The sequence below is a fragment of the Streptomyces sp. NPDC087859 genome, assembly GCF_044742595.1.
Classification (GTDB): domain Bacteria; phylum Actinomycetota; class Actinomycetes; order Streptomycetales; family Streptomycetaceae; genus Streptomyces; species Streptomyces canus_F.
Genome location: NZ_JBIUUU010000007.1, coordinates 141,907 through 161,659, shown reverse-complemented (window position 1 = coordinate 161,659; position 19,753 = coordinate 141,907). Strand labels below are relative to the sequence as shown.

Here is a 19,753-nt window from a genome sequence, read left to right as displayed (position 1 = left end):
CGCCCCATGTCGAACGAAGCACCTGTCATCGGCGTCCTGGCTCTCCAGGGCGACGTACGGGAGCACCTCATCGCCCTGGCCGCGGCGGACGCCGTGGCCAGGCCGGTCAGGCGCCCCGAGGAACTCGCCGAGATCGACGGCCTGGTGATCCCCGGCGGTGAGTCCACGACCATCTCCAAACTGGCCGTCCTGTTCGGCGTCATGGAGCCGCTCCGCGCACGCGTGCGTGCCGGAATGCCTGTCTACGGCACCTGCGCGGGCATGATCATGCTGGCCGACAAGATCCTCGACCCGCGCTCGGGCCAGGAGACAATCGGCGGCATCGACATGATCGTGCGCCGCAACGCCTTCGGCCGGCAGAACGAGTCCTTCGAAGCGACGGTCGACGTCGAGGGCGTTGACGGCGATGCTGTGGAGGGCGTCTTCATCCGTGCCCCCTGGGTCGAGTCCGTGGGCGCCGAGACCGAGGTGCTCGCCGAGCACGACGGCCACATCGTCGCGGTCCGCCAGGGCAACGCGCTCGCCACGTCGTTCCACCCGGAGCTGACCGGCGACCACCGCGTGCACGCCCTGTTCGTCGACATGGTGCGCGCGAACCGGGCGGCGGAGTCCTTGTAGGATCTCTGGGGTTCGTTGTTTGGATGGGTTACGCGAAGGAGACAGGCAGATGTCCGGCCACTCTAAATGGGCTACGACGAAGCACAAGAAGGCCGTGATCGACGCCAAGCGCGGCAAGCTCTTCGCGAAGATGATCAAGAACATCGAGGTCGCGGCCCGCACCGGCGGCGCCGATGTGTCCGGCAATCCGACGCTGTTCGACGCCATTCAGAAGGCCAAGAAGAGCTCGGTCCCGAACAAGAACATCGACTCCGCGGTCAAGCGCGGCGCCGGTCTCGAGGCCGGTGGCGCCGACTACGAGACGATCATGTACGAGGGTTACGGCCCGAACGGTGTCGCGGTCCTCATCGAGTGCCTCACCGACAACCGCAACCGCGCCGCCTCCGACGTGCGTGTCGCCATGACCCGCAACGGCGGTTCGATGGCCGACCCGGGCTCCGTCTCGTACCTCTTCAACCGCAAGGGCGTCGTGATCGTCCCCAAGGGCGAGCTGACCGAGGACGACGTCCTGGGAGCCGTCCTGGACGCGGGTGCCGAGGAGGTCAACGACCTCGGTGAGTCCTTCGAGATCCTCTCCGAGGCCACCGACCTGGTCGCCGTCCGTACCGCCCTCCAGGACGCCGGGATCGACTACGACTCCGCCGACGCCAACTTCGTCCCGACCATGCAGGTCGAGCTCGACGAGGAAGGCGCCCGGAAGATCTTCAAGCTGATCGACGCTCTCGAGGACAGCGACGACGTGCAGAACGTCTTCGCCAACTTCGACGTCAGCGACGAGGTCATGGAGAAGGTCGACGCGTAGCGCTGCCGCGAGTCGAGCCGTTTCGGCGGGCCGGTGGGACACGTCCCACCGGCCCGCCGCCATTGTCGGTGGCAGCGGATAGCCTGACGAGAGTCAAAGATCGCCGTCCACGGGCCGCAACCATCAATGGAGGAACCCCGACGGCGCTCAGCCACGTCCGCGAGAGCGGCGGCGGTTCAGCCGCAAAGAGGGGAGGGGCGCGGTGCGTGTACTCGGGGTGGACCCCGGACTGACGCGGTGCGGTGTCGGTGTCGTCGAGGGGGTCGCGGGCCGACCGCTCACCATGGTCGGCGTCGGCGTCGTACGCACGCCCGCCGACGCCGAGTTGGGGCACCGGCTCGTCGCCATCGAGCAGGGCATCGAGCAGTGGCTCGACGAGCACCGGCCCGAATTCGTCGCCGTGGAGCGGGTGTTCAGCCAGCACAACGTACGGACCGTGATGGGCACCGCCCAGGCCAGCGCCGTCGCCATGCTCTGCGCCGCCCGCCGCGGCATCCCCGTCGCCCTGCACACCCCCAGCGAGGTCAAGGCCGCCGTCACCGGCAGCGGCCGCGCCGACAAGGCCCAGGTCGGCGCCATGGTCACCCGCCTGCTCCGGCTCGACGCGCCGCCCAAGCCCGCCGACGCCGCCGACGCCCTCGCGCTCGCCATCTGCCACATCTGGCGCGCCCCCGCACAGAACAGGCTCCAGCAGGCGGTCGCCCTGCACGCAGCCAACGCAACGAAAGGCCGTACGGCATGATCGCCTTCGTGAGCGGCACGATCGCCGCACTCGCCCCCGACGCCGCCGTCGTCGAGGTCGGCGGTGTCGGCATGGCCGTGCAGTGCACGCCCAACACCCTGTCCACGCTCCGCCTGGGCAAGCCGGCCAAGCTCGCCACCTCCCTCGTCGTACGGGAGGACTCGCTGACCCTGTACGGCTTCGTCGACGACGACGAACGCCAGGTCTTCGAACTGCTCCAGACCGCGAGCGGCGTCGGCCCCCGCCTGGCCCAGGCGATGCTGGCCGTGCACGCTCCGGACACCCTGCGCAGGGCGGTGGCCACGGGCGACGAGAAGGCGCTGATCGCCGTCCCCGGCATCGGCAAGAAGGGCGCCCAGAAGCTGCTCCTGGAGCTGAAGGACCGCCTGGGCGAGCCCATCGGCGCCCCCGCCGTCGGCTCCCCGGTCACCCAGGGCTGGCGCGACCAGCTGCACGCGGCCCTGATCGGCCTCGGCTACGCGACCCGCGAGGCCGACGAGGCCGTGTCCGCCGTGGCCCCCCAGGCCGAGGCCGCCGGAGGCACCCCGCAGGTCGGCCAACTGCTGAAGGCCGCCCTGCAGACCCTGAACCGCGCCCGCTAGGAGAACGTCAGTGAACTGGGACGACACCACCGACGCGACCGCCCCCGAGCGGCTGGTGGACTCTGTCGCCGACCGCGAGGACCAGGCCGTGGAGGCCGCCCTGCGCCCCAAGGACCTGGGCGAGTTCATCGGCCAGGAGAAGGTCCGCGAGCAGCTCGACCTCGTCCTGCGCGCCGCACGCGCGCGAGGCGCCACCGCCGACCACGTGCTGCTCTCCGGCGCCCCCGGCCTGGGCAAGACCACCCTCTCGATGATCATCGCGGCCGAGATGGGCGCCCCCATCCGCATCACCTCGGGCCCCGCCATCCAGCACGCCGGCGACCTGGCCGCGATCCTCTCCTCGCTCCAGGAGGGCGAGGTCCTCTTCCTCGACGAGATCCACCGCATGTCCCGGCCCGCCGAGGAGATGCTGTACATGGCGATGGAGGACTTCCGCGTCGACGTGATCGTCGGCAAGGGGCCGGGCGCCACCGCCATCCCCCTCGAACTGCCCCCGTTCACCCTGGTCGGCGCCACCACGCGCGCGGGCCTGCTGCCGCCCCCGCTGCGCGACCGCTTCGGCTTCACCGCGCACATGGAGTTCTACGAGCCCGCCGAGCTGGAGCGCGTCATCCACCGCTCCGCGAACCTCCTCGACGTCGAGATCGACACCGACGGCGCCGCCGAGATCGCCGGCCGCTCCCGCGGCACGCCCCGTATCGCCAACCGTCTGCTGCGCCGGGTGCGCGACTACGCCCAGGTCAAAGCGGACGGGTTCATCACCCGTGACATCGCGGCGGCCGCGCTGAAGGTCTACGAGGTCGACGCCCGCGGCCTCGACCGCCTGGACCGCGGAGTCCTGGAGGCCCTGCTCAAGCTGTTCGGCGGCGGCCCCGTCGGTCTGTCCACCCTCGCGGTCGCGGTGGGGGAGGAGCGCGAGACCGTCGAGGAGGTCGCCGAACCCTTCCTCGTCCGGGAGGGTCTGCTGGCCCGCACACCGCGTGGTCGCGTCGCCACTCCCGCCGCATGGGCGCACCTGGGCCTCACTCCGCCCCGCTCGGCGGCCACCGGAAACGGACAACAGGACCTGTTCGGGACGTGATGTCTTTGTGACGGTGCGGGATTGGCCGGGCCAGGAACCCGGGTGCCATGCTGGGCGTTGTTCCCTGCACGCGGACTCGCTTAGACTCCGCCGATGCCGCCTTTGCCGGCGGCGCGCACACCCCCAACCATCAGGCCGCTCACCATCGCGGTCACGTGAAGGAAGTACCGACCCGTGAGTCTCGTGACCCTCCTCCCGTTCGTCGTGCTCATCGGGGCCATGTTCCTGATGACCCGGTCGGCGAAGAAGAAGCAGCAGCAGGCCGCCGACATGCGGAACCAGATGCAGCCCGGCAGTGGCATCCGCACCATCGGGGGCATGTACGCCACGGTCAAGGAGGTCAACGACGACACCATCCTCGTCGACGCGGGGCCGGGCGTTGAGCTCCTCTTCGCGAAGAACGCGATCGGTGCCGTCCTCACGGACGACGAGTACAACCGGATCGTCCACGGTGTCGAGCACGACCTGAAGACCGACGTCGTCCCGGACGACGCCTCCTCCCTCACCGAGACCGACGAGTCCGCCGACGAAGCTGCCGCCGCCTCCGACGACGACAAGTCCGTCGACCTCGGCAAGAAGGACGAGCCCGCCGACGAGGCCGAGCCGGCCGCCGAGGCCGCCGAGGCGAAGACGGACGACGTGCCGAAGAAGACCGACGGCGACTCCGACGCGAAGTAGCCGTACCTCTGGGCGCGCGGGCCAGGCCTGCGCGCCCTCGGACGTACGCAGCTCGCAGGGGATCCCGACACCATGTCATGGCCGCCCGCCCGATGACCCGGCGCGAGGCGGCCCGAGAGGGAGTACGAGAAGGTGGCAGCACCCAAGAGGGGCCGGAGCTCGAGTGCCCAGAGCAAGCCAGGGCGCTCGCTGGCCCTCATCCTGATCGCCATCGTGGCGCTCACCGGAGGGATGTTCCTCTCCGGTCACACCACGCCGCGTCTCGGCATCGACCTCGCCGGCGGTACCAGCATCACGCTGGAGGCGAAGGCCGACCAAGGGTCCGCGCTCAACAAGGCCAACATGGACACCGCGGTCGACATCATGAACCGCCGTGTCAATGGCCTGGGCGTCTCCGAGGCGGAGGTGCAGACCCAGGGCGACCGCAACATCATCGTGAACATCCCCAAGGGCACCAACTCCAAGGAAGCCCGGGACCAGGTCGGCACCACCGCGAAGCTGTACTTCCGTCCGGTGCTGGCCCAGGAGGCCACCGGAGCCGCCGCGCAGCCCTCGCCGAGCGCGTCCTCCAGCGGTTCCTCCAGCGCCTCGCCGAGCCCCTCCACGAGCGAGTCGGCCACCACGGGTGAGAAGGCGACCTCGTCGAGCTCCCCGTCGGCCTCCGCCACCACGCAGGGCCGTGCCGCCTCCGACGCGCTGAAGGCCGACCCGACCCCGTCGGGGTCCGCCTCCGCCTCGCCCTCCGCCCCCGCGAGCCCGTCGGCCTCCGCGAGCGCCCCCACCGCCGCCGAAGCCAAGCTCCAGGCGGCGTACACCGCGCTCGACTGCTCCAAGCAGGCCCAGCGCAACAAGGCCGGCGACGGCGTGAAGCCCGAGGACGCGACCGTGGGCTGCGGCGAGATCGGGGGCGTCTGGTACAAGTACCTGCTCGGCCCGGCCGCCGTGGCCGGCACCGAGGTCGACGAGGCCAAGGCCGTCTACGACACGCAGACCGCCGCCGGCTGGCAGGTCACGATGGACTTCAACAAGAGCGGCGCCAAGAAGTTCGCCGACATCACCGGCCAGCTCGCCCAGAACACCCAGCCGCAGAACGAGTTCGGCATCGTCCTCGACGGCCAGGTCGTCTCCAGCCCGACCGTCAGCCAGTCCATCACCGGCGGCCAGGCCCAGATCTCCGGCAGCTTCACGCAGGAGGAGGCCCAGAGCCTCGCCAACATGCTGTCGTACGGCGCGCTCCCGCTCTCCTTCCAGGAGCAGAGCGTGACCACGGTGACCGCCGCCCTCGGCACCGACCAGCTGCACGCGGGTCTGCTCGCCGGTGCGATCGGCCTCGCGCTGGTCATCGTGTACCTGGTGTTCTACTACCGCGGTCTGTCGATGGTCGCGATCGCCTCGCTGCTGGTCTCCGGCATCCTCACCTATGTGCTCATGGCGCTGCTCGGCCCGGCCATCGGGTTCGCGCTGAACCTGCCGGCCGTGTGCGGTGCCATCGTCGCCATCGGTATCACCGCGGACTCGTTCATCGTGTACTTCGAACGCATCCGTGACGAGATCCGTGAGGGCCGCTCCCTGCGCCCCGCCGTCGAGCGGGCCTGGCCGCGTGCCCGGCGCACCATCCTGGTCTCCGACTTCGTGTCGTTCCTCGCCGCGGCGGTGCTGTTCATCGTCACCGTCGGCAAGGTCCAGGGCTTCGCGTTCACGCTGGGTCTGACCACCGTCCTCGACGTCGTCGTGGTCTTCTTCTTCACCAAGCCGCTGATGACGCTGCTGGCCCGCCGCCCGTTCTTCGCGAGCGGCAACAAGTGGTCCGGCCTCGATCCGAAGAGCCTGGGTGCCAAGGCGCCGCTGCGCCGCACCCGCCGTCCCGCCCCCGTTGAGACGAAGGAGGCGTGAGCATGTCGAAACTCGGCAACCTCGGCGCCCGACTGCACCGTGGCGAGATCAGTTACGACTTCGTCGGCCACCGCAAGCTCTGGTACGGCATCTCGATCCTGATCACCATCACGGCCATCGTCGGCCTGGCGGTGCGCGGCCTGAACATGGGCATCGACTTCCAGGGCGGCGCGGTCTTCACCACCGAGAAGACCAGCATCTCGGTCTCCCAGGCCCAGGAGTACGCGGAAGAGGCCTCCGGCCACGACGCCGTCGTGCAGAAGCTGGGCAACGGCACGCTGCGCATCCAGATCGCCGGCATGGACACCACGCAGTCCGACCAGATCAAGAACCAGCTCGCCGAGGACTTCAAGGTCGACCCGGAGAAGATCGCCGCCGACCTCGTCGGTCCCAGCTGGGGCGACCAGATCGCGAACAAGGCCTGGCAGGGTCTGGCGATCTTCATGGTCCTGGTGGTGATCTATCTGGCGATCGCCTTCGAGTGGCGCATGGCCATCGCGGCGCTCGTCGCACTGATCCACGACATCACCATCACCGTCGGCATCTACGCCCTCGTCGGCTTCGAGGTCACGCCGGGCACGGTGATCGGTCTGCTGACCATTCTCGGTTACTCGCTCTACGACACGGTGGTCGTCTTCGACTCCCTCAAGGAGCAGACGAAGGACATCACCAAGCAGACCCGCTGGACCTACAGCGACATCGCCAACCGCTCGATCAACAGCACCCTGGTCCGCTCCATCAACACCACGGTGGTCGCGCTGCTGCCGGTCGCGGGCCTGCTGTTCATCGGTGGCGGCTTCCTCGGCGCGGGCACGCTCAACGACATCTCGCTGTCGCTGTTCGTCGGCCTCGCCGCCGGTGCGTACTCCTCGATCTTCATCGCGACGCCGCTCGTGGCGGACCTCAAGGAGCTCGAGCCGCAGATGAAGTCCCTCAGGAAGCGGGTCCTGGCCAAGCGCGCCCAGGCCGGCGCCGAGGGGGAGCAGGCGGAGGCCCGCGGCGAGGACGCGTACGGTGACGAGCCGGAGGACGCCCACGCGGTCGTCGGCCCGCGCACCCAGCCCGCCTCGCGTACCCGGGGCCGCGGCCGACCCTCGGGGAAGCGGCGATGACCGACATCAAGGAACTGCTGTTCAGCCGCATCCGTGACGTGGCCGACTACCCGGAGCCGGGGGTGATGTTCAAGGACATCACCCCGCTCCTGGCGGACCCGGCGGCGTTCACCGCGCTGACCGACGCGCTCGCGGAGATCGCCGAGCGCACCGACGCGACCAAGGTCGTCGGCCTGGAGGCCCGCGGCTTCATCCTCGGCGCCCCGGTGGCCGTCCGCGCGGGCCTCGGCTTCATCCCCGTACGCAAGGCGGGCAAGCTCCCCGGAGCCACCCTCGGCCAGGCGTACGACCTGGAGTACGGCTCCGCGGAGATCGAGGTGCACGCCGAGGACCTGTCGGCCGACGACCGCGTCCTGATCGTCGACGACGTCCTGGCCACCGGCGGCACCGCCGAGGCCGCGATCCAGCTGATCCGCAGGGCCGGCGCCCAGGTCGCGGGCCTCGCGGTCCTGATGGAACTCGGCTTCCTCCAGGGCCGCCCCCGCCTGGAGTCGGCCCTGGAGGGCGCTCCACTGGAAGCGCTGCTGGTGGTCTGAGGCCCACAACACAGTGCTCCAAGTCTCACGAAACGGCCGTCCCGGTTGATCCGGGGCGGCCTTTTCGCGCTCCACAGAGGCTCCGAGCCCGCTCCGGAATGCCGGCGGCAGCCCCTCGCGTTTCACCGGTAGACGGTCCTCACATCGGCCTGAAGGCGATCCCGAGCCGCAGGATCGCTACCATGGGGTCTCCGGAGCCTGATCGGGGGACCCGGATCGCGCACGAGGAGTCCTCTTGCCAGACGAGGCCCAGCCACTGACCGCCGCCAAGCCCGAGCCTTCGGCAGGCGCCGCGGCCACGCCCGCGCCGAGCGCGAAGAACGCCGCGCAGGGCTCGGTCGAGCACGCCCAGTCCGCGCCCGTCGACAAGTCGGCCGAGCAGCCGCGTCCCAAGCCGGCCACGCCCGAGCGCCCCGCGCCCGCGTCCACGCCCGCCGCGGTCCGCCCACCGGCCGGCCAGCCCGCCCGCTCCGGCTCCTCCAACCGCGTCCGCGCCCGTCTCGCCCGCCTCGGAGTCCAGCGCTCCAACCCGTACAACCCGGTCCTGGAGCCGCTGCTGCGGATAGTGCGCAGCAACGACCCGAAGATCGAGACCTCGATCCTCCGCAAGATCGAGACCGCCTACCAGGTGGCCGAGCGCTGGCACCGCGGCCAGAAGCGCAAGAGCGGCGACCCGTACATCACGCACCCCCTCGCGGTGACCACCATCCTCGCCGAGCTCGGCATGGACCCCGCCACCCTCATGGCGGGCCTCCTCCACGACACCGTCGAGGACACCGAGTACGGCCTTGACCAGCTCCGCCGCGACTTCGGCGACTCGGTCGCCCTGCTCGTCGACGGCGTCACCAAGCTCGACAAGGTCAAGTTCGGCGAGGCCGCCCAGGCCGAGACCGTGCGCAAGATGGTCGTCGCCATGGCCAAGGACCCGCGCGTCCTGGTCATCAAGCTCGCCGACCGCCTGCACAACATGCGCACCATGCGCTATCTCAAGCGCGAGAAGCAGGAGAAGAAGGCGCGCGAGACCCTCGAGATCTACGCGCCGCTCGCCCACCGCCTGGGCATGAACACCATCAAGTGGGAACTGGAGGACCTCGCCTTCGCGATCCTCTACCCCAAGATGTACGACGAGATCGTCCGCCTCGTTGCCGAGCGCGCCCCCAAGCGCGACGAGTACCTCGCCATAGTGACCGACGAGGTGCAGCAGGACCTGCGCGCGGCCCGCATCAAGGCGACCGTCACCGGCCGCCCCAAGCACTACTACAGCGTCTACCAGAAGATGATCGTCCGCGGCCGTGACTTCGCGGAGATCTACGACCTGGTGGGCATCCGCGTCCTCGTGGACACGGTCCGGGACTGCTACGCGGCCCTGGGCACCGTCCACGCCCGCTGGAACCCGGTTCCGGGGCGGTTCAAGGACTACATCGCGATGCCCAAGTTCAACATGTACCAGTCGCTGCACACCACGGTCATCGGCCCCAACGGCAAGCCCGTCGAGCTCCAGATCCGCACCTTCGACATGCACCGCCGCGCCGAGTACGGCATCGCCGCGCACTGGAAGTACAAGCAGGAGGCCGTCGCCGGGACCTCCAAGGTGCGTTCGGACCAGCCGAGGACCACCGGCAAGGACGACCACCTCAACGACATGGCGTGGCTGCGCCAGTTGCTCGACTGGCAGAAGGAGACCGAGGACCCCGGAGAGTTCCTGGAGTCCCTGCGCTTCGACCTGTCGCGCAACGAGGTCTTCGTCTTCACCCCCAAGGGCGACGTGATAGCGCTGCCCGCCGGCGCGACACCCGTGGACTTCTCGTACGCGGTCCACACCGAGGTCGGCCACCGCACCATAGGGGCGAGGGTCAACGGCCGCCTCGTACCGCTCGAATCCACCCTGGACAACGGCGACTTGGTGGAGGTCTTCACCTCCAAGGCGGCCGGCGCGGGGCCGTCCCGCGACTGGCTCGGGTTCGTCAAGTCCCCGCGGGCCCGCAACAAGATCCGGGCCTGGTTCTCCAAGGAGCGCCGCGACGAGGCGATCGAGCAGGGCAAGGACGCCATCGTCCGCGCGATGCGCAAGCAGAACCTGCCGATCCAGCGCATCCTGACCGGCGACTCCCTCGTGACGCTCGCCCACGAGATGCGCTACCCCGACATCTCCGCGCTGTACGCGGCGATCGGCGAGGGCCATGTCTCCGCGCAGAACGTCGTGCAGAAGCTGGTCTCCGCGCTCGGCGGCGAGGAGGCGGCCACCGAGGAGATCGACGAGTCGGTCCCGCCGTCCCGCGGCCGTGGCCGCAAGCGCCGTTCCAGCGCCGACCCCGGCGTCGTGGTCAAGGGCGTCGACGACGTGTGGGTCAAGCTCGCCCGGTGCTGCACCCCCGTACCCGGCGACCCCATCATCGGTTTCGTCACACGCGGTAGCGGCGTATCGGTTCACCGCAGCGACTGTGTGAACGTGGAGTCACTGTCCCGCGAGCCCGAGCGCATCCTCGAGGTCGAGTGGGCGCCCACCCAGTCCTCGGTCTTCCTGGTCGCCATCCAGGTCGAGGCCCTGGACCGCTCCCGGCTCCTCTCCGACGTCACCCGCGTCCTGTCCGACCAGCACGTCAACATCCTCTCGGCGGCCGTCCAGACCTCCCGCGACCGCGTCGCCACCTCTCGCTTCACCTTCGAGATGGGCGACCCGAAGCACCTCGGCCACGTCCTGAAGGCGGTACGCGGAGTGGAGGGCGTCTACGACGTCTACCGCGTGACGTCGGCGCGCGCCCGGGCGTAGGGCAGAGCACGAGGAGGGGCCCCGTACACGAGGTACGGGGCCCCTTCTCGTCGTAGCAGCCTAACCGCGGCCTCTCAGCCGCCGAACTCCTGCAGACCCTTCAGCGCCTGGTCCAGAAGCGCCTGGCGGCCCTCCAGCTCACGCTCGAGCTTGTCGGCGCGGGCGTTGTTTCCCTGGGCACGGGCCTGCTCGATCTGGCGCTGGAGCTTGGCCACGGCGTCCTGGAGCTGGCCGGTGAGACCCTCGGCACGCGCGCGTGCCTCCGGGTTCGTCCGGCGCCACTCGGTCTCCTCGGCCTCCTGGATGGCCCGCTCGACGGCGTGCATCCGGCCCTCGACCTTGGGACGCGCGTCGCGCGGGACGTGGCCGATGGCCTCCCAGCGCTCGTTGATCTGGCGGAACGCGGACCGCGCCGTCTTGAGGTCGGTGACCGGGAGGATCTTCTCGGCCTCGCCGGCCAGCTCCTCCTTGAGCTTCAGGTTCTCCGTCTGCTCGGCGTCGCGCTCGGCGAAGACCGAGCTGCGAGCGGCGAAGAAGACGTCCTGGGCGCCGCGGAAGCGGTTCCACAGGTCGTCCTCGTGCTCGCGCTGGGCACGGCCCGCGGCCTTCCACTCCGCCATCAGCTCGCGGTAGCGGGCGGCCGTCGGACCCCAGTCGGTGGAGCCGGACAGCGCCTCGGCCTCGGAGACCAGCCGTTCCTTGGTCTTACGGGCCTCCTCGCGCTGTGCGTCGAGCGAGGCGAAGTGGGCCTTGCGCCGCTTGGAGAACGCCGAGCGGGCGTGCGAGAAGCGGTGCCACAGCTCGTCGTCGGACTTGCGGTCCAGCCGCGGCAGACCCTTCCAGGTGTCCACCAGGGCCCGCAGCCGCTCACCGGCCGCCCGCCACTGGTCGGACTGCGCCAGCTCCTCCGCCTCGACGACCAGCGCCTCCTTGGAGTGACGGGCCTCGTCGGACTGCTTGGCGCGCTGCTGCTTGCGCTCCTCGCGACGCTTCTCGACCGTCTCCACGAGCTTGTCCAGACGCACCTTGAGGGCGTCCAGGTCACCGACCGCGTGGTGCGCGTCCACCTGCTCGCGAATGTGGTCGATGGCGACCTGCGCGTCCTTCGCCGACAGATCGGTGGTCTTCACTCGCTTCTCGAGGAGGCCGATCTCGACAACCAGGCCCTCGTACTTGCGCTCGAAGTAGGCCAACGCCTCCTCAGGGGAGCCGGCCTGCCAGGAACCGACGACCTGCTCGCCGTCGGCCGTACGCACGTACACGGTCCCCGTCTCGTCGACGCGGCCCCACGGGTCGCTGCTCACAGCGCCTCCTCCACATGATGCCTGCATGAGGCTTCAGCACCCCCGGGCATCGTCCACAGTTTCGTCACGGCCAACATAGGCGACCGGCGGGTTGCCTGTCCGCATCCCGCGCGACCGAAATTTGGCTGTTGGGGGTCAGGATTTGGTGACAGTCGCCTTGTTGATCACGACCGTCGCGTTGGGAGCGCCGTCACCCGCTCCGGTGCTCTCACCCGCGGCCGCGATCTTCTTCAGGACCGTCATACCGGACTCGGAGACGGTGCCGAAGGGCGTGTAGCTCGGCGGCAGCTGACTGTCCTGGTAGACGAGGAAGAACTGGCTGCCTCCGGTGTGCGCCTTGCCGGTGTTCGCCATCGCGATGGTGCCCGCCGGGTAGACGTTGTCCTTGAGGCTTTTGTCCTTCAGGTTCTCGTCCGGGATCGTGTAGCCGGGACCACCGCTGCCGCTGCCCGTCGGGTCGCCGCACTGGAGCACGTAGATGCCGTTGGTGGTGAGCCGGTGGCACTTGGTGTGGTCGAAGTAGCCCTTGGCCGCGAGGAAGTCGAACGAGTTGACGGTGTGCGGGGCCGCCTTCGTCTTGAGCGCGATGTCTATGTCACCGCACGTCGTCGCCAGCTTCATCGTGTACTTCGCCGACTTGTCGATCGTCAGCGACGGCTCCTTCTTCCAGGTCGCCGTCTTGACCTTGCCCTCCGCCGGCTTCTTGCACGGGTCGGCGATCGCGCTGGGCGTCGGCGACGGCGTGGCCGCGGCGGCGTCGGACTTGTCGTCGTCGCCCTTGAGGACGTCCGACGTATAGAGCGCCAGACTGCCCACCAGGATCACGCCGAGCACCGACGCGATCACGGAGTTGCGCATGCGGGCCTTGCGCCGCGCGGCCGTGCGCCGCTGCTGCTGCCGCAAGAACTTCTCCCGGGCGAGCTGCCGCTTCCGCTGTTCCTGGGTGACCACCGGGTTCTCTCCTCATGCGTCTCGTATGTCTGCTGGGACGCCTGCGTCTTGTGAGCCGACCGCGTGCGTGTGCCCCGTACCGTATATGGGTTCGCTGAGGAAACGGCAGCGCCGGTAGGCTCTGACCACAGGCGCAGCCGCTTTTTAAGCCCACCCTTATCGACACAACGAAGGACGATCGTGCTCATTGCCGGGTTCCCCGCCGGGGCCTGGGGGACGAACTGTTATCTCGTCGCCCCCGCCGCCGGTGAGGAGTGCGTGATCATCGACCCGGGCCATCAGGCCGCCCAGGGAGTCGAAGAGGCACTGAAGAAGCATCGGCTCAAGCCCGTCGCCGTCGTCCTCACCCATGGCCACATCGACCATGTGGCCTCGGTCGTTCCGGTGTGCGGTGCGCATGACGTACCCGCGTGGATCCACCCCGAGGACCGCTTCATGATGAGCGACCCGGAGAAGGCGCTCGGCCGCTCCATCGGGATGCCGCTCATGGGCGAGCTGACCGTGGGGGAGCCGGACGACGTCAAGGAGCTGACCGACGGCGTGAAGCTGGAACTGGCGGGACTGGAGCTCACCGTGGCGCACGCGCCCGGCCATACCAGGGGGTCGGTGACCTTCGGCATGCCCGAGGCGGCGGACATTCCTCCGCTTCTCTTCTCGGGCGACCTGCTGTTCGCCGGCTCCATCGGACGCACCGATTTTCCCGGTGGCTCCATGGACGACATGCTCGAGTCCCTGGCCCGCGTGGTCCTGCCTCTCGACGACTCGACCGTGGTGCTCCCCGGCCACAAGGAGCACACGACCATCGGCCGTGAGCGTGCCACCAACCCGTATCTGCGGCAGGTGGCCGCCGCCGGCCCGGGAGCGCATGTCGACGCTCCCCGACGAGGAATGTGACGAGACTTTCCGTGAGCACCTTCAAGGCCCCCAAGGGCACGTACGACCTCATCCCGCCGGACAGCGCGAAGTTCCTCGCGGTGCGCGAGGCGATCGCGGCTCCGCTGCGCAACTCCGGCTACGGCTACATCGAGACGCCCGGTTTCGAGAGCGTCGAGCTGTTCGCGCGCGGTGTCGGTGAGTCCACCGACATCGTGACCAAGGAGATGTACGCCTTCGAGACCAAGGGCGGCGACAGGCTCGCCCTGCGCCCCGAGGGCACGGCTTCCGTGCTGCGCGCGGCGCTGGAGGCCAACCTCCACAAGGCGGGCAACCTCCCCGTCAAGCTCTGGTACTCCGGCTCGTACTACCGCTACGAGCGTCCGCAGAAGGGCCGGTACCGCCACTTCTCCCAGGTGGGCGCCGAGGCGATCGGTGCCGAGGACCCGGCGCTGGACGCCGAGCTGATCATCCTGGCCGACCAGGCGTACCGCTCGCTGGGGCTGCGCGACTTCCGCATCCTCCTCAACAGCCTGGGCGACAAGGAGTGCCGCCCGGTGTACCGGGAGGCGCTGCAGAACTTCCTCCGGGGGCTCGACCTCGACGAGGAGACCCTGCGCCGCGCGGAGATCAACCCGCTGCGTGTCCTGGACGACAAGCGCGAGGCGGTCCAGAAGCAGCTCGGCGACGCCCCGCTGCTGCGCGACTACCTCTGCGACGCCTGCAAGGCCTACCACGAGGAGGTCCGCGAGCTGATCACCGCGGCGGGCGTCGCCTTCGAGGACGACCCCAGGCTGGTGCGCGGTCTGGACTACTACACCCGTACGACCTTCGAGTTCGTCCACGACGGCCTGGGCTCCCAGTCCGCGGTGGGCGGCGGCGGCCGTTACGACGGCCTGTCCGAGATGATCGGCGGCCCCGCGCTGCCGTCGGTGGGCTGGGCGCTGGGCGTCGACCGCACGGTGCTGGCGCTGGAGGCGGAGGGCGTCGAGCTCGAACTCCCCTCCACGACCAGTGTCTTCGCGGTCCCGCTGGGCGAGGAGGCCCGTCGGATCCTCTTCGCGAAGGTCACCGAGCTGCGCAAGGTGGGCATCGCGGCGGACTTCTCCTACGGGGCCAAGGGCCTCAAGGGCGCCATGAAGAACGCCAACCGCAGCGGCGCCCGCTACACGGTCGTCGCCGGCGAACGCGACCTCGCCGAGGGCGTCGTCCAGCTCAAGGACATGGAGTCCGGTGAGCAGACGGCGATCGGCGTGAACGAGATCGTGGCGGAGCTGGAGGCAAGGCTCGGCTGATGGGGGTGGGGGGCGTGCGTGGGGTGATTTTTCGCCCCCGCCGCCCCTTCCCGTTCCCGTCCCAGGGGGCTGCCGCCCCCCAGACCCCCGCTTCGGCTCCGGCGTTTGAGGAGCGGGGGCGAAACCTCAGTCCAGCAACCCGTACCGCATCGCACTCGTCACCGCCGCCGTCCGGTCGTCGACCCCCAACTTGCCGAACACGCGCAGCAGATGGGTCTTCACCGTCGACTCCCCGATGTACAACCGCCGCCCGATCTCCGCGTTCGTACACCCCTCCGCCACCAGCCGCAGCACCGCCGTCTCCCGCTCCGACAACCGCGGCCGCTCCGGCTTGGACCGCAGCTGGTCCACCAGCCTCGCCGCCACCGACGGCGCCAGCACCGTCTCGCCGCGTGCGGCAGCCCGTACCGCCTCCGCGAGTTCACCCCGTGGCAGATCCTTCAGCAGATACCCGGCCGCACCCGCCTCCACGGCCCGCAGGATGTCCCGGTCGGTCTCGTACGTCGTCAGGACGATCACACGGCACCCGAGCCCCGCCACGGCCATCCGCTCGATCGAGTCCACGCCCCCGCCGCCAGGCATCCGCAGATCCATCAGCACGATGTCCGGCCGGAGCTCCGCCGCCAACGCCTCGGCCTGCGGTCCGCTGGACGCGTCGGCGATCACGTCCAGGTCGGGTTCGGCGCTCAGCATGGCCCGCAGCCCCTCCCGTACCACGGGGTGGTCGTCGGCCAGGATGATCCGGATCATGTGGAACTCCCAAGGGGCGGTACGGGCGGTACCGGCAGTTGGACGGTCACCGTCGTGCCGTCTCCCGGCGCGCTGCGGATCGATGCCGTCCCGCCGACCTCGGTGGCTCGGGCGCGCAGCCCCGCCAGACCGTAACCGTCGGTCGCGGACGGTGGGTCGAAGCCGTGGCCGTCGTCCCGTACGGACACGATGAGCGACGCGTCGGTGTAGGCCAGCGCTATCCCGACGGACGCCGAACTCCCCGCGTGTTTGCGGGCGTTCGACAGTGCCTCCTGGCATGAGCGCAGGGCCACCACCTCGGGGCCGGCCGGCAACGGACGCACCGGGCCCGTCACCTCCAACGTCGCCTCATGGCGGGCGGCCAGGCGGCGCAGTGCGTCCGGCAGCGAGGCGCCCTCCAGGTCGACCGGTGCCGTCCCGGCGACCAGGGCTCGTGCCTCGGCGAGGTTCTGCCGGGCCGTCTCGTCCATGAGTGCCAGATGACGGCGGGCCTGCGGCACGTCGTGCTCCAGCTCGGCCTCGACCGCCTGGACCAGCATCAGCAGACTGGTGAAGCCCTGGGCGAGCGTGTCGTGGATCTCCCGGGCCATCCGCTCCCGCTCGGCCAGCGCCCCGTGGGCCGCCGACAGCCGGGCCGCCTCGTGCCGGCTGGAGTCCAGCTCGGCGATCAGCTCGGCGCGCTCCTGGCTCTGCTCGATGATCCGGATGATCCAGCTGCCGACGGCCGCCGAGAAGACGAAGGTGACGACCGCGAACATCGAGTTGAAGAAGACGTCCAGGTCGCTCGGCCACCACAACAGTGCCCAGCCCGCCACGGGCACGAGGTTGATGACGGCCACCGCCCCGAGCGCCCACCGCACGCGCAGCGTCATGAAGCACGGCGGCACGAGCGCGAACGTCATCAGCCGCGTCTCGCCGACCAGCACCGCCGACGGCAGGAACAGCGCCATCATGGCCGCCAGGAAGACCAACGCCCGGCGCTCGTCCGGCGGATCGCCCCGCAGGATGGGGCGCCCGACCACGACGTACAGCGGGATCAACGGCACGAGCAGCGCCGCCGCCGTGACCCGGACCGGCCACCCCGGGAAGTCCGTGCAGAGCACGAACACCGAGGTGGCCAGCCAGATGAGCGCGAAGTACGTGTCCCAGAGCCGGAACGAACGGTCCCAGGTGTAGGCGCCCACCAGCCCGGAAGGGATCCTCATCCGTCGCGCCGGTTCTTCCACCGGAAGGTCAGCAGACACAGCACCAATCCTCCGACGCACCAGGCCCCCAGGACCAGGGCGATACGGCCGAACTCCCAGCCGCCGGCCTGTTCGAGGACCTGCGCCGAGTCCGGCAGGAACACCCCGCGCAGACCCTGGCACATCCACTTCAGCGGGAACAGGGCACCGATGTTCAGCATCCAGTTCGGGATGGTGTCGATCGCGATGTACACCCCGGAGATGAACTGCAGGACCAGGAAGGGCAGTACGACCACGGAGGTCGCGCTCTTGCCGGACTTGGGCACCGAGCTGATCGCGATGCCGAGCAGGGCGCACGCCGTCAGTCCGAGGACGAAGATCCAGGTGAAGTGGAACCAGTGCGTCGCGTCCGAGGGGAGATCCACGTCGTAGAGCGTCGTGCCGACGAGCAGCAGGATCGCCGTCTCCATCAGGCCGGTGACCAGAACCAGCCAGATCTTTCCGAGGAAGTACGCGGCCGGCGGCATCGGAGTGCCGCGCAGGCGGCGCAGCACCTTCTCCTCGCGTTCGATGGCGATGGAGATGCCGAGGGACTGGAAGCTCGTCGACATGATGCCCGCGGCCATCATCGCCGGGACGTAGAGCTGCGAGGCCGTGATGCCGGCGCCGTCGACGTCGTCGCTGAAGATCGACGCGAACAGGAACAGGAAGACGACCGGGAAGGCGAAGGTGAACACCACCTGGTCGCGGAGCCGGAAGAACTGCTTGATCTCCAGGGCACCGCGCTGCAGACCGACACCCCAGGCGCCGGGCAGCCTTTCGGCGAGCGCATCGGCCCGCAGCTGTACGGCAGCTGTCGTCATCGCGCGTCCTCCTGTCCGGTCAGCCGGAGGTAGACGTCCTCCAGCGTGGGGCGGCTCACCCGCAGCCCCGGGATCTCGCCGTCGAAGCGGTGCATGAGTTCGGCGACCGTGCGGGTCGGGGTGTCCGTCCGCTCGGTGCGCGGGGCGCCGTCCGGTTCGGTCCACTCGACGGTGGCCTCGGTGCCGTGCCGCTCCCGCAGGGCGGCCGGGCGGCCTTCGGCGACGATCCGCCCGGCGGTGACCACCGCGAGCCGGTCGGCCAGTGCCTCGGCCTCCTCCAGGTAGTGCGTGGTGAGGAGGATCGTCGTGCCCTCCTCGGACAGGGTGCGGATCAGGTCCCAGAACTGGCGCCGGGCGGCTGGGTCGAAGCCGGTCGTCGGCTCGTCCAGGAGCAGGAGTCCGGGGTCGCCGATCACCCCGAGTGCCACGTCGAGGCGGCGGCGCTGACCGCCGGAGAGGGCCTTGAGGCGGCTGTCCGCCTTCGCCTCCAGACCCACCAGGCCGATGACCTTCTCCGGGTCACGCGGCTTCGGGTAGTAGCGGGCGAAGTGCCGGACGGTCTCGCGGACCGTCAACTCGGCGGGCGCCGATTCGTCCTGCCAGACGATTCCGACATGTGAGCGCCACGCACGCGTGCCCTTCGCCGGATCCACGCCGAGCACCCGGACCTCGCCCGCGTCCCGGCTCCGGTTGCCCTGGAGGATCTCCAACGTCGTGCTCTTGCCCGCGCCATTGGGCCCCAGCAGGCCGAACACCTCACCCCTGCCGATGCCGAGATCGATACCGTCGACCGCGGTCACGTCGCCGTACTGCTTGCGCAGCCCCCGAACGTCCACCGCGAGTTCGTTCGCGTGTGCTGTCATGCCCCCGAGCTTCGACCGGAACCGAACGCTCAGGGACGACCAGGCGTACTTCCTTATGTCCACCGAACGGTGGACACGGCCCCGTGTACGGCACAATGGCCCCTGCCCGAAGAAGGTCCAACTCTCAAGCAGACGGAATCGGCGTGATGAGCAAGACCACAGTCAAAGACGTCTCCACCGAGCCCGAGCCGGAGCGGACGGCCGCTGAGCCACGGCTGGTGGGTGGCAGTCGTGCCTTCGCCGTCATGCTGCTGCTCACCGGCGCGGCCGGCCTGCTCGCCGCGTGGGTCATCACGATCGACAAGTTCAAGCTGCTCGAGGCCAAGGTCGCGGGCACGACCTTCACCCCGGGTTGCAGTCTGAACCCCGTCGTCTCCTGCGGCAGCGTCATGGAGTCCAAGCAGGCAGCCGCCTTCGGGTTCCCCAACCCGGTGCTCGGCCTCGTCGCCTACGGCATCGTCATCTGCGTCGGCATGAGCCTGCTGGCCCGCGCCCGCTTCCCGCGCTGGTACTGGCTGACCTTCAACGCCGGCACCCTCTTCGGTGTCTCCTTCTGCGCCTGGCTGATGTTCCAGTCGCTGTACCGGATCAACGCGCTGTGCCTGTGGTGCTCCCTGGCCTGGGTCGCGACGATCATCATGTTCTGGTACGTGACCTCGTTCAACGTGCGCAACGGCTTCCTGCCCGCCCCGCGCTGGCTGAAGGGCTTCTTCGGCGAGTTCACCTGGGTGCTGCCGGTTCTGCACATCGGGATCATCGGCATGCTGATCCTGACGCGCTGGTGGGACTTCTGGACCAGCTGACCTGCACCGCACAGGCGCCGGCGGGATTGTCAG

19 protein-coding genes are annotated in these 19,753 nt (G+C 69.6%); 13 read left to right on the top strand and 6 right to left on the bottom strand.

Annotated features, from left to right (window positions below):
- Positions 1-6: 6 nt before the first annotated feature.
- The 10 genes from pdxT to ACIOHP_RS18375 all read left to right on the top strand — a co-directional run bounded on the left by pdxT (position 7) and on the right by ACIOHP_RS18375 (position 10,834).
- Positions 7-618, top strand: coding sequence for a pyridoxal 5'-phosphate synthase glutaminase subunit PdxT (pdxT, locus tag ACIOHP_RS18420; RefSeq protein WP_401888619.1), 612 nt, complete (start codon positions 7-9; stop codon positions 616-618).
- 49 nt (positions 619-667) lie between these two features.
- Positions 668-1,420, top strand: coding sequence for a YebC/PmpR family DNA-binding transcriptional regulator (locus ACIOHP_RS18415; RefSeq protein WP_266833215.1), 753 nt, complete (start codon positions 668-670; stop codon positions 1,418-1,420).
- Positions 1,421-1,622: 202 nt separating this feature from the next.
- On the top strand, positions 1,623-2,162 hold the full coding sequence (ruvC, locus tag ACIOHP_RS18410; RefSeq protein WP_361487235.1) for a crossover junction endodeoxyribonuclease RuvC: 540 nt from the start codon (positions 1,623-1,625) through the stop codon (positions 2,160-2,162).
- A complete protein-coding gene (gene ruvA, locus ACIOHP_RS18405) occupies positions 2,159-2,764 on the top strand; it encodes a Holliday junction branch migration protein RuvA (protein ID WP_307033232.1) in 606 nt (201 codons plus the stop codon). The genes ruvC and ruvA overlap by 4 nt, the downstream gene beginning before the upstream one ends.
- A 10-nt stretch (positions 2,765-2,774) precedes the next feature.
- Positions 2,775-3,845, top strand: a complete 1,071-nt coding sequence (ruvB, locus tag ACIOHP_RS18400; protein ID WP_361487238.1) for a Holliday junction branch migration DNA helicase RuvB — start codon at positions 2,775-2,777, stop codon at positions 3,843-3,845.
- A 174-nt stretch (positions 3,846-4,019) separates the two neighbouring features.
- Positions 4,020-4,523 (top strand): preprotein translocase subunit YajC, encoded by a 504-nt coding sequence (yajC, locus tag ACIOHP_RS18395; RefSeq protein ID WP_361487240.1) that lies wholly within the window; start codon positions 4,020-4,022, stop codon positions 4,521-4,523.
- A 132-nt stretch (positions 4,524-4,655) separates the two neighbouring features.
- Positions 4,656-6,416: a protein translocase subunit SecD gene (secD, locus tag ACIOHP_RS18390; protein WP_401888613.1), complete on the top strand. Its 1,761-nt coding sequence runs from the start codon at positions 4,656-4,658 to the stop codon at positions 6,414-6,416.
- 2 nt (positions 6,417-6,418) lie between these two features.
- Entirely contained in the window at positions 6,419-7,528 is a 1,110-nt protein-coding gene (secF, locus tag ACIOHP_RS18385; protein WP_401888611.1) for a protein translocase subunit SecF, read from the top strand.
- Positions 7,525-8,064, top strand: a complete 540-nt coding sequence (locus ACIOHP_RS18380; protein WP_401888608.1) for an adenine phosphoribosyltransferase — start codon at positions 7,525-7,527, stop codon at positions 8,062-8,064. Before secF ends, ACIOHP_RS18380 begins: the two co-directional genes overlap by 4 nt.
- Before the next feature lie 235 nt (positions 8,065-8,299).
- Positions 8,300-10,834, top strand: coding sequence for a RelA/SpoT family protein (locus ACIOHP_RS18375; protein ID WP_361487249.1), 2,535 nt, complete (start codon positions 8,300-8,302; stop codon positions 10,832-10,834).
- Positions 10,835-10,908: 74 nt separating this feature from the next.
- Here ACIOHP_RS18375 and ACIOHP_RS18370 read toward each other — a convergent pair whose 3' ends face one another.
- Together ACIOHP_RS18370 and ACIOHP_RS18365 are read right to left on the bottom strand one after the other, a co-directional pair.
- Positions 10,909-12,138 carry a DUF349 domain-containing protein gene (locus ACIOHP_RS18370; RefSeq protein ID WP_361557871.1) on the bottom strand — a complete coding sequence of 410 codons (1,230 nt, stop codon included), beginning with the start codon at positions 12,136-12,138 and terminating at the stop codon, positions 10,909-10,911.
- Between the two features lie 135 nt (positions 12,139-12,273).
- On the bottom strand, positions 12,274-13,089 hold the full coding sequence (locus ACIOHP_RS18365; protein ID WP_361557874.1) for a peptidylprolyl isomerase: 816 nt from the start codon (positions 13,087-13,089) through the stop codon (positions 12,274-12,276).
- A 180-nt stretch (positions 13,090-13,269) separates the two neighbouring features.
- On the opposite strand from ACIOHP_RS18365, the gene ACIOHP_RS18360 reads away from it, so the two are divergent.
- Complete coding sequence (locus ACIOHP_RS18360; protein WP_401888603.1) at positions 13,270-13,983, top strand: MBL fold metallo-hydrolase; 714 nt, start codon at positions 13,270-13,272, stop codon at positions 13,981-13,983.
- A gap of 11 nt (positions 13,984-13,994) precedes the next feature.
- The gene (hisS, locus tag ACIOHP_RS18355; protein WP_361557884.1) at positions 13,995-15,257 is read left to right on the top strand and encodes a histidine--tRNA ligase; all 1,263 of its coding nucleotides are present in this window, start codon (positions 13,995-13,997) and stop codon (positions 15,255-15,257) included.
- Between the two features lie 126 nt (positions 15,258-15,383).
- Here the strand turns inward: hisS and ACIOHP_RS18350 are convergent, their stop codons facing one another.
- From ACIOHP_RS18350 to ACIOHP_RS18335, 4 genes are read right to left on the bottom strand one after another with little or no spacing between them, the layout of a single operon-like run.
- Positions 15,384-16,007, bottom strand: coding sequence for a response regulator transcription factor (locus ACIOHP_RS18350; protein ID WP_361557887.1), 624 nt, complete (start codon positions 16,005-16,007; stop codon positions 15,384-15,386).
- Positions 16,004-17,212 (bottom strand): sensor histidine kinase, encoded by a 1,209-nt coding sequence (locus tag ACIOHP_RS18345; protein WP_401888600.1) that lies wholly within the window; start codon positions 17,210-17,212, stop codon positions 16,004-16,006. Before ACIOHP_RS18345 ends, ACIOHP_RS18350 begins: the two co-directional genes overlap by 4 nt.
- On the bottom strand, positions 17,209-18,054 hold the full coding sequence (locus tag ACIOHP_RS18340) for an ABC transporter permease (protein ID WP_401888597.1): 846 nt from the start codon (positions 18,052-18,054) through the stop codon (positions 17,209-17,211). The genes ACIOHP_RS18345 and ACIOHP_RS18340 overlap by 4 nt, the downstream gene beginning before the upstream one ends.
- A complete protein-coding gene (locus tag ACIOHP_RS18335) occupies positions 18,051-18,917 on the bottom strand; it encodes an ABC transporter ATP-binding protein (RefSeq protein ID WP_401888595.1) in 867 nt (288 codons plus the stop codon). Before ACIOHP_RS18335 ends, ACIOHP_RS18340 begins: the two co-directional genes overlap by 4 nt.
- Before the next feature lie 146 nt (positions 18,918-19,063).
- Here ACIOHP_RS18335 and ACIOHP_RS18330 point away from each other — a divergent pair, with 146 nt between their 5' ends.
- Positions 19,064-19,720, top strand: coding sequence for a vitamin K epoxide reductase family protein (locus ACIOHP_RS18330; RefSeq protein ID WP_361487262.1), 657 nt, complete (start codon positions 19,064-19,066; stop codon positions 19,718-19,720).
- The last annotated feature ends 33 nt before the right edge of the window (positions 19,721-19,753 follow it).

Excerpts from the sequence above, each read along its gene's own strand:
- pdxT (WP_401888619.1), top strand. The coding sequence starts at position 7 with ATGTCGAACGAAGCACCTGTCATCGGCGTCCTGGCTCTCCAGGGCGAC.
- ACIOHP_RS18415 (WP_266833215.1), top strand. The coding sequence starts at position 668 with ATGTCCGGCCACTCTAAATGGGCTACGACGAAGCACAAGAAGGCCGTG.
- ruvA (WP_307033232.1), top strand. The coding sequence starts at position 2,159 with ATGATCGCCTTCGTGAGCGGCACGATCGCCGCACTCGCCCCCGACGCC.
- secF (WP_401888611.1), top strand. The coding sequence starts at position 6,419 with ATGTCGAAACTCGGCAACCTCGGCGCCCGACTGCACCGTGGCGAGATC.
- ACIOHP_RS18380 (WP_401888608.1), top strand. The coding sequence starts at position 7,525 with ATGACCGACATCAAGGAACTGCTGTTCAGCCGCATCCGTGACGTGGCC.
- ACIOHP_RS18350 (WP_361557887.1), bottom strand. The coding sequence starts at position 16,007 with ATGATCCGGATCATCCTGGCCGACGACCACCCCGTGGTACGGGAGGGG.
- ACIOHP_RS18345 (WP_401888600.1), bottom strand. The coding sequence starts at position 17,212 with ATGAGGATCCCTTCCGGGCTGGTGGGCGCCTACACCTGGGACCGTTCG.
- ACIOHP_RS18340 (WP_401888597.1), bottom strand. The coding sequence starts at position 18,054 with ATGACGACAGCTGCCGTACAGCTGCGGGCCGATGCGCTCGCCGAAAGG.
- ACIOHP_RS18335 (WP_401888595.1), bottom strand. The coding sequence starts at position 18,917 with ATGACAGCACACGCGAACGAACTCGCGGTGGACGTTCGGGGGCTGCGC.
- ACIOHP_RS18330 (WP_361487262.1), top strand. The coding sequence starts at position 19,064 with ATGAGCAAGACCACAGTCAAAGACGTCTCCACCGAGCCCGAGCCGGAG.